At 64.4% G+C, this 12,415-nt stretch carries 11 protein-coding genes; 6 read left to right on the top strand and 5 right to left on the bottom strand.

The features are described 5' to 3' along the window. The first annotated feature begins 183 nt into the window (after window positions 1–183). The 4 genes from KEM60_RS15460 (at window position 184) to KEM60_RS15475 (ending at window position 4,654) form a co-directional block, all read left to right on the top strand. Entirely contained in the window at window positions 184–1,287 is a 1,104-nt protein-coding gene (locus tag KEM60_RS15460; protein ID WP_219108879.1) for an NYN domain-containing protein, read from the top strand. Window positions 1,288–1,517: 230 nt separating this feature from the next. After that, a complete protein-coding gene (locus tag KEM60_RS15465; RefSeq protein WP_219108881.1) occupies window positions 1,518–3,038 on the top strand; it encodes a methyltransferase domain-containing protein in 1,521 nt (506 codons plus the stop codon). A 412-nt stretch (window positions 3,039–3,450) separates the two neighbouring features. Beyond that, window positions 3,451–3,897 carry a hypothetical protein gene (locus KEM60_RS15470; protein WP_219108883.1) on the top strand — a complete coding sequence of 149 codons (447 nt, stop codon included), beginning with the start codon at window positions 3,451–3,453 and terminating at the stop codon, window positions 3,895–3,897. A 109-nt stretch (window positions 3,898–4,006) separates the two neighbouring features. Beyond that, window positions 4,007–4,654 (top strand): hypothetical protein, encoded by a 648-nt coding sequence (locus KEM60_RS15475; protein WP_219108885.1) that lies wholly within the window; start codon window positions 4,007–4,009, stop codon window positions 4,652–4,654. 9 nt (window positions 4,655–4,663) lie between these two features. On the opposite strand, the gene KEM60_RS15480 is transcribed toward KEM60_RS15475, so the two are convergent. The 4 genes from KEM60_RS15480 to KEM60_RS15495 all read right to left on the bottom strand — a co-directional run bounded on the left by KEM60_RS15480 (window position 4,664) and on the right by KEM60_RS15495 (window position 9,364). Beyond that, the gene (locus KEM60_RS15480) at window positions 4,664–6,025 is read right to left on the bottom strand and encodes a 6-phospho-beta-glucosidase (RefSeq protein WP_219108886.1); all 1,362 of its coding nucleotides are present in this window, start codon (window positions 6,023–6,025) and stop codon (window positions 4,664–4,666) included. A gap of 207 nt (window positions 6,026–6,232) precedes the next feature. Then, a complete protein-coding gene (locus KEM60_RS15485) occupies window positions 6,233–7,096 on the bottom strand; it encodes a carbohydrate ABC transporter permease (protein WP_219108887.1) in 864 nt (287 codons plus the stop codon). Window position 7,097: 1 nt separating this feature from the next. Then, complete coding sequence (locus tag KEM60_RS15490) at window positions 7,098–7,976, bottom strand: carbohydrate ABC transporter permease (RefSeq protein ID WP_219108889.1); 879 nt, start codon at window positions 7,974–7,976, stop codon at window positions 7,098–7,100. Between the two features lie 53 nt (window positions 7,977–8,029). Next, a complete protein-coding gene (locus tag KEM60_RS15495; RefSeq protein WP_255574732.1) occupies window positions 8,030–9,364 on the bottom strand; it encodes an ABC transporter substrate-binding protein in 1,335 nt (444 codons plus the stop codon). Window positions 9,365–9,587: 223 nt separating this feature from the next. Here KEM60_RS15495 and KEM60_RS15500 point away from each other — a divergent pair, with 223 nt between their 5' ends. After that, window positions 9,588–10,709: a carbohydrate kinase family protein gene (locus tag KEM60_RS15500; protein WP_219108891.1), complete on the top strand. Its 1,122-nt coding sequence runs from the start codon at window positions 9,588–9,590 to the stop codon at window positions 10,707–10,709. An 88-nt stretch (window positions 10,710–10,797) separates the two neighbouring features. Here the strand turns inward: KEM60_RS15500 and KEM60_RS15505 are convergent, their stop codons facing one another. Continuing rightward, a complete protein-coding gene (locus tag KEM60_RS15505) occupies window positions 10,798–11,505 on the bottom strand; it encodes a hypothetical protein (RefSeq protein WP_219108895.1) in 708 nt (235 codons plus the stop codon). A gap of 123 nt (window positions 11,506–11,628) precedes the next feature. Between KEM60_RS15505 and KEM60_RS15510 the strand changes: the two genes are divergently transcribed. Then, on the top strand, window positions 11,629–12,213 hold the full coding sequence (locus tag KEM60_RS15510) for a GNAT family N-acetyltransferase (RefSeq protein WP_219108898.1): 585 nt from the start codon (window positions 11,629–11,631) through the stop codon (window positions 12,211–12,213). Window positions 12,214–12,415 lie beyond the last annotated feature (202 nt).

The raw sequence follows: 12,415 nt of genomic DNA on the forward strand, positions 1-12,415 counted from the left end.
CTTCCGGGACGCTCACTCCGGTCGGGTCGATCCCGGACGCGGTGAGGGTCGACCGCGCTTGTCCCTCGTGCGCGGTCGACCGGCCATCTCAGCACGCCCATCGGCTGCCCCACACCGCCCATCGATCGGGCTGATCCGCGAGTCCACGGGACCCCAGCGCCATTCCGTGGCAGCCTGACAGCCATGCGATCCTATTGCGCCGTCTATGTCGATGCCGGATACCTGTACGCCGCCACGGCGACCCGTGTCACCGGGACCTCGCTGCGTACTGGAGTCACGATCGACCACCAGGGACTCATCGAGGGATTGATCAACCAGGCCCAGACCCATAGTGGACTCCCGCTCCTGCGGGTCAACTGGTACGACTGCGTGTCCGACCCAGACGGCCGCCTCGATGCCACCCAACGAGCAATAGGACAATTGCCACATGTGAAATTGAGGCTGGGCAGGCTCTCGCCGTCCGGTGAGCAAAAAGGTGTCGACCTGCGGTTGGGCCTAGACCTGGTCAGTCACGCCCGAAACCGCATCGTCGACACCATCTATCTGATTTGCGGGGACGACGACCTCACTGAAGCCGTCGAAGAAGCCCAAAGCGATGGCGTCCAGGTCGTCCTACTAGCCGTGCCGAATCCCGATCACACCCCCCACGGTGTGGCCGCCAACATGGTGCGGGAAGCCGACGGCATGATCCTCATCGATGCCGACACCATCGACCAGAATGTCCGCCAAGTCACCCGGTTGGTCCCGCCGGGAGTGGTCCCCTGCCCCCCGCAGTCACCTCCCGGCGGAGCAGCCCCCAAACCTGGAGAGCAGACCAGCTCTGACAGCTCCACGGTCCCGTCCCCGGCGACGTTGGCGCAACGCCGGGCGACCCGACCCAATGGTGCCCCCACCCCCCAACCGTCACATCCTGGCGGCACCCCCGCCGCTAGCGGCGCACCCACGCCAGCAGTTCTCGCCACGCCACCTGCCGCACAGGTCGTTTTCCGTTCCGAAACAGGTCGGCCCTCCCACGGTCGCAATGGCCAGGAGGAGACCCGCCCCGCCATTGACGCCGCCGCCATCGACGGAGTGTGTCAGCGGGTCTTGGAGAGTTGGCTGGCGTCAGCCAGCGACGAGGAACGTCGACAACTGTTTGCCGGGAGACCATCCATCCCTTCTGACATTGACCGGGCGCTCCTGCTCGATCTGTCCGGCAAGTTGGGGATTTACGAGATCCCTGAAGCGGACCGGTTTGCGTTGCGCGCCCGGTTCTGGGCGTTGATCCCCACTCCCGCGGAGAGCTGACCGCTGCGAGGGGGCGGGTCGTCGCCGGACGTCTGCCCCCTCACAGCCCAGTCTCCTTCCCCCCCAGCGACCACCGGGACAGATGGGATACAACGCACCAATGGTGCCAACGGGTGGCTTTTCGGAGGGATTAGACGCACCATGACGGGTAGTTCCTCTTTCGGTGCCGAGCGAGGGACCACCAGTGTCGGCCCCTGCCCCATCAGGAGCCGTACGACGGAAGGCCAGGCGTGAGCGAAAAGCCGGTGACGATGATGTCCACCGCAGACAGCACAGATGAGAAAGCGACCTCACCGGACGCCCCAGACGTGGCTGTCGACACGTCCGATATCTCCCCACCGGTCACGGCTGTCAACGCCGACGAGAACACCACCACCCTCGCCGCCTATGACATCGCCGCCGCGGCCTACCTCGAACACACCCCCAGCGAGCCCAGCGCCCTCGCCGAATGGCTGGCCGGGATGGTCGGCGAGGTCATCGCCCCGGGAGCGCGAGTTCTGGAGATCGGATCCGCAGGCGGGAAGGACGCCGCTTTCCTGCGCGATTCGGGCCTGATGGTCCAGCCCACTGACGCTGCCAGCAGCTTTGTCACGCACCTGCGAGCTCACGGTTTTCCCGACGCCGTGCGATACGACGTACGTCGTGATGCTCCGCCTCCTGGAGATTGGGACATCGTCTTCGCCAATGCGGTCCTGCCGCACCTGCGTCGACGTGACGTGATCCCGGCATTGCGGCGATTGCACGATGAACTCGGCGACGAGACCGTGTTGATGTGCAGCGTGAAGATCGGTGATGGCGAGGGGTGGAGCACCGAAAAATTAGGCACCCTGCGCTGGTACACCTACTGGCGCCCGGAAGAGTTCTTCCGGGCGGTGCGTGCCGCCGGCTGGGTGGTGCAAGAGTCCCGATTGCGTGCCGGACGATACGACGACTGGATCAGCGTGGTGGCCCTCCCCGAGCGCAGCGCTCTGCGGGAAGCCTTCGACGACCGGGCTGAAACCTACCGGGACAGCGCCTGGCATCGCGCCTTCGCCGAACAGTTCGTCGACACGGTGCCACTGACCGAAGGTATGCAGGTCCTGGACGTGGCGACCGGCACAGGTTTCGTCGCTGACGCCGTGGCCCGCGCAGTCGGCCCGCGCGGCCGGGTGACCGCAGTTGATGTCTCAGAGGGGATGCTGGCGGTCCTCGCGGAGCATGTCGTTGACGTTGATGCCTCGTCGCGCGCGCCGATCGAGGTGGTGCTGTGCGATGGCACTGATCTGTATCTGCCGGACACCTGTATGGACGTCGTGATCTGCGGGGCCGGGCTGCTGTATATGCCAGTGGAGGTGGCGCTCGCTGAGTGGTTCCGGGTGTTGCGCCCTGGTGGCTTGGTGGCTTTCTCCGGGATGCGAGCTGATGAGCCTCCTTCCTGGCGCCTTTTCCGCACCAGGGCTCGGGCCTACGGATTGGATCTGCCGGATCCGTCTGCTTCGTTGGGATCGCCGGAGGCCTGTGTGGCGGCGTTGGAACGGGCTGGATTCACTAATGCTGGCGTGGTCGAAGGCTTGGTGCCCTTCACCGATGCTGATGTGAGTCAGGCGTGGGCGGTGCATGCCCGAATGGCCCGTCATGAATTGATCGCGGTGCCGGAAGAAGACGTGGCTCGGCTTCGGGCGTCGTATGTGGCGGAGGTGGAATTGTCGGCCCGCAGCGATCCGACGTTTGTGCAGGCGCGGACTTTATATGCCACGGCTCGTCGCCCCTGACGAGCGATATGGGGACGGCGTTCCGGGCGACTCAGCTTTTTCTCAGGACACTCCCGCATGTGGATGCCATTCTGGGAAAACATGATTCGCCTGGTTTCGCTGTGAAGGACGTCCGATGAGCAACGATATGTTCCCCCCACCAGGTGGTGCACCAGCTCCAGGTCCTTCCCCCTCACCAGCGCCATCCCCGCCCCCACCCTATGGCACCTCGTATGACCTAGCCCCGACCTACGGAAATCCACCGCCGTACTGGTCGCCGAATCATGGTGACCCGTTGTACGGCGGCCAGCCCTCTGGGAACCCGCCGTACGCTGCTCAACCGTATGGAACTCCGTGGGTGAGCCCTCCGGGCACACCAACGGGATGGTCTGCCCAGGCTCCCGGGCAGCCGGTCGCCAGGGTGCCGCGCCCGATGACTCTGACCTGGGCGGTGAGGTTGATGTACGCCGGGGCAGCGGTGACCATGCTCAACGTGCTGCCGAGCTTTATCTATCTGGATGATCTCCGCCAGCTCATGATGGATCCCGCTGTGTCCCAGAATGATCCGATAAGCCCGGACGAAAACGCCGTGATCATGACGGTGGTATTGGCCAGCATGGTGTTCTTGTCCGTGATCACCGCGCTGCTGTGGGTATGGATGGCAGCTATGAACTCCTGCGGCAGGTCCTGGGCGCGCGTCATGAGCACAGCCTTCTTTGGGGTGGGAAGCGTGTTGGACCTTGTCACGGTGGTGCAGCAGCCCCGGCTGTTCACGATTCTCGGGGCAGCCATCCTCTTCGCGATCGGTCTAGCCGCAGTCATCTGCCTGTGGCAGAAAGAATCCAGCACCTTCTACGAATCGCGCCACTATTATCGATGACAGCCGCACAGAGCCAGGTTGACACACATGTCAGGCAATCCCCCCACGTCGGGACCACACCTGAAATGATGGCGGAAGCACCACTTTTCTCCTGACAAAGAAGGCTGGCATGAGCAATTCTTTCCCACCCCCAGGCGACAACCCTTACGCGGGACCCCCACCGGAGGGTCAGCCGCATTACGGCACACCGCAATTCGGCCAGGCTCCGCAAGGCCAGCCCCAGTACGGACAGCCTCAGTACGGCGCGCCCCAGTATGGGCAACCTCAGTACAACCAGGGGTACTACACCCCTGAGGTGATGGCGCCTCCTGCGTCGATCACCCGCGCCGTGTTGCTGATGCGCATCGGGGCCGGAATGGCACTCGTCCAGATCCTGGTGGGATTACTGACGCTCGGCTCTGCCCGCGCCCTCGCAGAAGAGGAGCTGAGCAAGCAAGGCACTGCAGTCACGACGGACCTCGTCAACGCCGCTGTGTGGACAGGAGTGATCTTCGCCGTGATCGGCGGCTTGATCGGCGCTGGACTGTGGATATGGATGTCCGTGATGAACGGCAAGGGTCGCTCCTGGGCGCGCATCTTGAGTTCGGTGTTCTTTGGCATCTCCGTGTTGGGCTTGCTTTCGACGTTCACCAAACCCACTCCAGCACTTAACATTGCGGTGACAGTGCTCTCGGTCCTGATCGGCGCTGCCACGATCGTGTTGTTGTGGCAGAAGGAGTCCTCGCAGTTCTACGAGTTCCACAGCCGCACCCACTGATCTGGCTGTTCAGCCGGAAAACAAAGCTCCAATCAGCGGATTGCGGGCTCGGTAGCCTTCAAACAGCACCCGCGCGGTCCCGACTGAGTCGACCAGCGGATGCTGTGCGAAGGCCGCCACCGCATCTCGAGGGGACCGGGTCTGTGCGGCTCGAATGGTCAGCTCTTCGACGGCTTTGACCTGTTGCACCAGGCCGAGCATGCGACCGGTCAACGGACTGGGAGCAAGGGGGTGCACCCCAGCGGCATCGACGAGGCATGGCACCTCCACCACAGCATCAGCGGGCAGCCCAGGCAGCACTCGACCGGCAGGAACATTGAGGATGGTCGTGGTAGGCACCCCTCGGGTCAGGGCGGTCATCACCGCCAAGGCCACCGCTTCATATCCACCCCCAGCGATGTCTTTGTCATCGCGAGTTTCGTGACGGGGACGGGCCTCCGCCAAATAGGTGGAGTCCCGCTCCTGACGAGCACCATGCCACAGCGTCAGCGCGTCATCTGGGCAGGCAGACGCGGCGGCATAGAAGGCGTTCTGTTGGTCGAGCAGAAATTCACCCCGAGTCTGGGCGCTGCCGCGAATCGCTGTCACTGCTTCCCGGGTGAAGTCGTAGTAGTAGAGGTATTCGTTGGGGATGGCGCCCAGAGTGGCAATCCACTCCGGCCCAAACAGGCGACCTTCCTCAATGCTGAGCACCCGGCTCGGGTCGGCGACCAGATCGGGCAGCAGATCCTGTCCATCCAGGTATAAACCGTTGAGCCAGCCCAGATGGTTCAGTCCCGCATAGTCACAGAACACGCGACGCGGGTCAGCACCTGCAGCAATCGCGGCGCGGCGTCCTAGCGCGACTGGTGAGTCACAGATCCCCACCACCCGATCCCCCAGGATCGGGACGAGGGCTTGGGTGATCATCCCTGCCGGGTTGGTGAAATTCAGGAACCAGGCATGTGGCGCCACCTGCGAGGTGACCATGGCGACCTGTTGCAGCACCGGCAGGGTGCGCAGACCGAAGGCGATCCCACCGGGACCAGTCGTCTCCTGCCCGAGGACATCCAGTTCTAGGGCGACACGCTCATCGCACGTCCGCCCAGTGAGTCCGCCTACCCGTACGGCGCAAAACACGATGTCGGCGTCGGCGAGTGCGGTGGTGAGGTCGGTGGTGAGTTCTCTTCGGGGAGCGGGGCGTCCGGCGTCCCGGCGGGGGTGGGGTCCGTCGGCCATGTGGGTGAGGACGCGGCCGATGACGGCGAGTCGTCCGGGGTCGACGTCGTAGAGGGCCACGTCATCGACGCTGTGGGGGTGACTGTCGTCGAGGAGGGCGCCGTAGATGAGGGGGACGCGGAATCCGCCGCCGCCGAGGATGGTCAGCTTCATAGGGTGGTGGCCTCCCTGCGGTGCCGGGGTGGTTCACGTGGTGGGTGGTCTGCTCGCGGCGGCAGGTGAGGTGGAGAACTGTTGTCGCTGTATGTGTTTCCCCCCACCTGTGGTGCCCTGCATCCCCGGTGTTGAAGTCTAGCGAGGTGCTGATCGGTGGGCAGGTTCTGCGGCGTACATCAGTGCGGTGCGCACGGTGGGGCAGGGTCAGTCGCCGGTGATCCCGGTGTGTTCCACGCTGTGGACGATGCGTCGTTGTAGGGCGAGGAAGAGCACCAGCATGGGGAGGACTGCGACGGTCGCGGCGGTAAACAGGGCCGGAAGGTTCACGCTTTGCGCGGTGAGATAGGTCGAGAGCGCGACTTGCACGGTCCAGGATTCGGGTGCTTGGCCGATGACCAGGGGCCAGAGGAAAGCGTTCCAGGATCCGATCGCCGTGATGGCGGCGATGGCGGCGACGAATCCCCACGAGTTGGGCAGCACGATCCGCCAGAACGTGCCCCATGGGGTCAGCCCGTCGAGGGCGGCAGCTTCTTCGAGGTGTCGGGGGAAGGTCAGGAAGTATTGGCGGAACAGAAATGTTGCGAGTGCTTGAAACAGGCCCGGGATGACGAGTCCGCGTAGCGAACTGACCCAGCCGAGCGTGGACACCATCACGAAGCTCGGCACGAATGTCAGGGCTGCGGGGATGAGCAGTGGGGCAGTGAGCAGGACGGTGATGGTGCGTCGGTAGGGCACGGGAAACCGGGCCAGGCCATATCCCGCGGTCCCGGAGATCACCACGACGCCGACGGTGTGGCTGAGGCACACCAGGATCGAGTTCAGCAGGGCCCGCCCGAAGGGTACGGCCGGGTCGGTGAACACGGCCCGCAGGGTGTCGAGACTCCATCGGGAGGGCAGCCAGTGCCATTCGGGGGCGGTGAGTTCTGCGGTGGTCATGAAGGCGTTGCGGAGGAGAAGCGCGAAGGGCAGGAGAAACAGTGCTGCGGTGACGGTGAGCACGGTCACGCGGGCAACGGTCGCTCCTTGGATGGTCAGCGGGCGGCGGCGTGAGGGATGGATGCGCGCCATGTCAGTCTGACTCCGGGGTGAGTCGGCGACCGGCCAGGGCGATCACGCCGATCAGGAGGATCAGCAGGATCGCGCCGGCGTTGCCGTGCCCGAAGTCCTGTCCACGCCCCAGGGCCACGTAGTAGAGGTAGACCAGCGGTGGGCGGGCGTACGGCGGATAGCCGGTGAACGTGGCGAGGATGTTGACGAATTCGTCGAAGGCTTGGAAGGCGTTGACCAGCAGCAGCAGGAGAACGGCGATGCTGGTGGGTCGGAGCAGCGGCAACGTGACGTGACGAAATGCCGCCCATCCGGTGGCGCCATCCACGGCGGCAGCTTCATAGATGGTGGGATCGATGCGGTGCAGCCCGGCGAGGAGAAGCACCATGTAGAAACCCACCTGCAGCCACAGACGTGCTGACACCAACACCATCCAATACCAGGGTGGTTCGATGACGGACAGCCACGGCACCGGGTCCAAGCCACCCCAAGCCAGCACTGTGTTGGCCACGCCAAAACGCACCCCGGAGAAGATCGACATCTTCCAGATCAGCGCTGCCACGACGTACGAACATGCTGTGGGCAGGAAGAACACACTGCGGAAGAAAGCTTGACCCCGCCGGGTATGCAGCAACAGCAGAGCGGCCCCTAATGAGCAGAGGAACGTCAGCGGCACGATCGCTGCCGCGAACACCACGAAGGTCAGCAATGCATCCTGGAACGCCGGGTCCGCCACCATGTCGACGTAATTACCGAGTCCCACCCATCGATCCCACGACGGGGTGACTGTGTTGTGCGCCTCAAAAAAGGACAATCCCACGCTCCACAGCAGCGGGATATAGCCGAAGATCAGCAGCCCCGCCGCGAAGGGTCCGACAAAAACCACGAACCATAGGTTCATGTCGTAGCGGCCCCGCCACCGGCGCCCTCTCCCGCCGCGCACCCACCTGCCGCTCACGAAGGGAAACGACGTAATTCAGCGGCGACAGGACCTTTCAACGCCGCTAGCTCCGCCGCAGGGTCAGCGCCTTTGTTGACGACCCGGACCATCATGTCGTGGAAAGCTGACTGACATGCGGGGGTCCACAAGATGTGATCCTGCGGGACGCCGTACTGCCGGAGCAGCCGCACCGCCTCCCCCGCCGGTCCGTCACGCAACCGTTCGGCTTTGTCCACTGCCGCAGCCCTGGCAGGCACGTGCAGACCGTACGCCGTCGCGAATTCCACCTGCCGATCCACCGAGTCCAGCCACAACCAGGCAGCATATTTCTTAGCGACATCCAGATGTGCCCCCTTCGCGCGCAGACATGCGCCATAAGCACCGACCGGGACATGAGCTTTCCCCCCAGGCATCGCTGGCCAGGGCAACACTCCGAAGTCGTCGCCAATGTCTTTGCTGATCTGGGGCAGCGTCCACATCCCGGTGAACTGCATAGCCGTCAACCCCTGCGTGAACGCATCCGGGGAGAACCAGTCGTTAGGCGCACCCAACAACACTTTTCGGTCGGCGTACCACCGGTGCAGCACAGCCAGCGCTGACACGGCAGCAGGCCGGTCGAAGGCGATCTTCCCATCTGGAGTGAGCAAATCCGCCCCGCACGACCGCAGCATCGGCGCGCCCATCAGCCCAGCGCCACCGTCATTACCCAAGAACAAACCCTTGACCTTATCGGTCCCAAGTTTGTCGACGGCTGCGACAAGTTCGTCCATCGTGCGTGGCGGGAGGACTTCCGCCTTGTCCAACATCGACCTGCGATAGACCAACACTTGAAGATCGATGACCTGCGGGATCGCCCAGATCTTTCCCTGGAATGTGAACCGTTTCAACAACGCCGGATCAAGATCCGTACGGGCTGGTCCAATCAGATCCGTCAGATCAGCGACCTGACCGGCCACAATCATGTCTGCGGTGGGTCCATTGGCGTATTCAAAGACATCCGGCGCACTGTCCGTCTGCAATGCCGCCGCGACCGCATTGTCATAATCACCCGGTTTCCAGGTAATGGAAATCTGGGCATCTTTGAAATCCGCGGCATACCGGCGGACCGCATCCAACGTGCCTGCTTCGCCGTACTGGTGATACCACTGCGACAAATTCGGGCCAGTGGCAGACGCCGTCCGCGCAGGCGCGCCCCCGGCGCCACCATCCCGCCCCGTATTCGCACCACATCCAGCAAGGAACCCACCGACCAACGCCGCTCCCCCCGCCAGCACAGCACGCCGATCCCACAACGGCGGCGGCGTCGACGACATCGCCGGCCCGGGAATACGGCGGTGGGGCGTGGTCATCGTCATGCTCCTCAATGTCGCGGGACCCGCCCACCCCTATACCGGGCAGGCAGCTGACCGGACCGCATCGCAATGCAGACCCTCCCTGCGAATTCTGCTGTAGCAGCACACCTTCAGCGGGGATCTGCGACAGGTTAGATTGACGAATATTCCGCGAGAACCCGCATTCTTCGCCCCGGCGTGTCCACCACCAGCCGCCCATAGCAATGCCACCATGAATCCCATGGGCGGCTCGTCGACACACCCACACCCCCGATTTGACCCCCTCGCAGCGACCAGAGCACCGGACCAGCCGGACATTGACCTGTTTGTGCACGGCATGGTGTTTCTCGACATCATCTTCACCGGCGTACCGGCCATGCCGCACGGCGGGCAAGAAATATGGGCCGACGGCATGGGATCGTGCCCCGGCGGCATCGCCAACCTCGCCGTCGCTGCCGCCCGCCTCGGACTGCGCACCTCCCTAGCAGCTGCGTTCAGTGACGACGACTACGGCGAGTTCTGCTGGCGCACCCTCCAGCAAGAAGGAGTCGACCTCACCGCGAGTCAGCGCTACCCGCACTGGCACTCCCCAGTCACCGTGTCCATCGCCACCCCAGACGACCGCTGCATGATCACCCACGGACACCCCGAACCCGAATGCCCCTCCGACATGATCGGACACCCCCCGCGTTCCCGAGCGGTGCTTCTAGACCTGTCAGCTCACGATCCCGGCGGATCCCTCGGGGTGGCCTGGGCAGATCACGCCCACGAAGCTGGAGCGCTCATCTTTGCCGACGTCGGCTGGGACCCCACCGAACGATGGGATGACACGATCCTGAACGCACTCGGACGCTGCCACGCCTTCATGCCCAACGCCGTGGAAGCCATGGCCTACACCCGCACCGACAGCCCCCAAGACGCGCTCTACGCCCTCGCCGACCGCGTCCCCCTCGCCGTCGTCACCAATGGCGCACACGGCGCGTCCGCATACGACTCCACTACCGGGGAAGAAGCCAGCGTCCCCGCGCTTCGAGTCACCGCGATTGACCCCACCGGCGCAGGCGACGTCTTTGGCGCAGCAGTGACGCTCGGAACCCTCGCCGGATGGCCCCTGACGCACCGACTCGCATTCGCGGCCCTGTGCTCATCGCTCTCCGTGCAACAAGTCGGGGGGTCACTAGCCGCACCCGGCTGGGGCGACATCGCCGACTGGTGGCAGCGCCTCAAAGACACTCCGGCCGGTACGGCGTACCAGATGTCACTGCGGCGCCGCTACGCATTCCTCGACGACCTCGTGCCCCACGCCGCAGGAGGCATGGTGCACCGCGCCCAAGCCACCATCGCGCACCTCTCAGACGCCTAAGCCGCTCTGCCGCGCCAGTCGCATGCCAGCGTCCAGCACACAGACCCGCCTCGCTCACCCGACCGTCCAGCACACAGACCCGCCTCGCTCACCCGACCTGAAGGACCTGGCCGACCTGGGTGGTCTGGGTGACCTGGGCAGTGTGAGTGTCGTGAGTGCGACGACGCGGACACCGGTGCGCCATCGCCAGCGCGACCAGCCAAGCCCCTTCAGCAAGAACGGCGATGAGGACCACCAACACCATCACCGGACTCATCGTCTCCGCCTCATGCGGAGACAGCAGCGACGCCAACGACCAGACCAGGCGGGACGGCGGCACAAAAGGCACCCGCAGCAGCGCCATCGCAGCGATCTCAGCGACCACAAAAGGCAGCAACAGCAAGGCCGCGTAGTAGCGGTGCATCATCTCGCCCGTCAGCAGCGCCAACAGGGAGAAAACAATGACAAAGCAGTCCAGATAGCCGCGCCCAGCGGTGACCAAGGCCCACCCCTCGGGTTTCGCTGACTTGTCGACCACATGGGCGATGACCAGCGTCCACCCCACCATGGTCAGGACGGAGACGATCGCTGCACCCCCAGCCAGACGCAAACACCACGCCGTGATCGCAGGGATCGCGCTGCGACGGGCGACCATGAGCAGACAGACACCCAAGACCAACCAACCGCCGTACATGGCGATGAACCACAACCAGTCCGGCGCCCATAGCAAAGGCGTGGGTTCGACTTTTCCTCCCCATGGCGGCATCAGGAGGAGACGCACCAGACCCCCGAGGGCCGCGATCCGCAGCAATGTCATGTGTCGATCGTCACATGCGGACCTGGGAACATCCTCAGCGTTGTAAGCGTATTTTATGCGGTCGCAGTCATATTCAACCGCCGACAGGGCCGGTTCGGCGCCGCTCCTACACAATGGGTGCCCATGGCCGATGAAAAGACCGTGCCCCAAACATCATCCGCGGTCCCCGACGTCCCCGAGGTGGCGCGGCTACGCAACGCCACCGTCGCGGATCTCGACGTGCTCGTCGAGGTCGAGGAGATCGCCAATACGGCTGCACTTCCACATATCTTCCCGCCCGAGTTGTACCCCTTCCCGCGGCAGCAAGTCCGCGACCGCTGGGCGGCCGAACTCGCCGACCCCACCTTCCGAATCCGGATCGCGGAGGTGAGCCAACCCGTCGACGCCGAAGACGCCCCCGACATCGACGGCACCCGCCCCCGACGACACGTGGTGGCCGGCTACTGCGCCTGCCGCGAGGACGGCGACCACGTATGGCTGGAACACATCGCGGTCCTACCGCAGATGCAAGGCTCCGGACTGAGCGTCATGCTGATCGCAGAAGCCCGCAGCACCTACCGCGGCCGCGAAATGCACCTGTGGGTACTGGAGCAAAACGCCCGGGCGCGACGGTTCTACGAACGTGAAGGCTGGGCGGCCACCGGCGTGACAAAACCAGCGCCCTACGTGCCCAACCCGCCGCTAGTCGAATACACCGTCCCGTCCTAATCACCGCTACACCAGCACCCACCGCCACCAAACGACCGTGACCTGCGGTGACCGGGAACGAGGTGGGACACCAGCACCAAGACACCACCAGCCACCCACCGACACTGACCCGCACCAAGACACCACCAGCCACCCACCGACACTGACCAGCACGAGCTACTGATGCACTGACACCGCCAAGCACCGGGTTCCGCCCCCAAGG

Source organism: Austwickia sp. TVS 96-490-7B (genome assembly GCF_019331795.1).
Lineage (GTDB): Bacteria > Actinomycetota > Actinomycetes > Actinomycetales > Dermatophilaceae > Austwickia.

Excerpts from the sequence above, each read along its gene's own strand:
- KEM60_RS15460 (WP_219108879.1), top strand. The coding sequence starts at position 184 with ATGCGATCCTATTGCGCCGTCTATGTCGATGCCGGATACCTGTACGCC.
- KEM60_RS15470 (WP_219108883.1), top strand. The coding sequence starts at position 3,451 with ATGACTCTGACCTGGGCGGTGAGGTTGATGTACGCCGGGGCAGCGGTG.
- KEM60_RS15475 (WP_219108885.1), top strand. The coding sequence starts at position 4,007 with ATGAGCAATTCTTTCCCACCCCCAGGCGACAACCCTTACGCGGGACCC.
- KEM60_RS15480 (WP_219108886.1), bottom strand. The coding sequence starts at position 6,025 with ATGAAGCTGACCATCCTCGGCGGCGGCGGATTCCGCGTCCCCCTCATC.
- KEM60_RS15485 (WP_219108887.1), bottom strand. The coding sequence starts at position 7,096 with ATGGCGCGCATCCATCCCTCACGCCGCCGCCCGCTGACCATCCAAGGA.
- KEM60_RS15490 (WP_219108889.1), bottom strand. The coding sequence starts at position 7,976 with ATGAACCTATGGTTCGTGGTTTTTGTCGGACCCTTCGCGGCGGGGCTG.
- KEM60_RS15495 (WP_255574732.1), bottom strand. The coding sequence starts at position 9,364 with ATGACCACGCCCCACCGCCGTATTCCCGGGCCGGCGATGTCGTCGACG.
- KEM60_RS15500 (WP_219108891.1), top strand. The coding sequence starts at position 9,588 with ATGGGCGGCTCGTCGACACACCCACACCCCCGATTTGACCCCCTCGCA.
- KEM60_RS15505 (WP_219108895.1), bottom strand. The coding sequence starts at position 11,505 with ATGACATTGCTGCGGATCGCGGCCCTCGGGGGTCTGGTGCGTCTCCTC.
- KEM60_RS15510 (WP_219108898.1), top strand. The coding sequence starts at position 11,629 with ATGGCCGATGAAAAGACCGTGCCCCAAACATCATCCGCGGTCCCCGAC.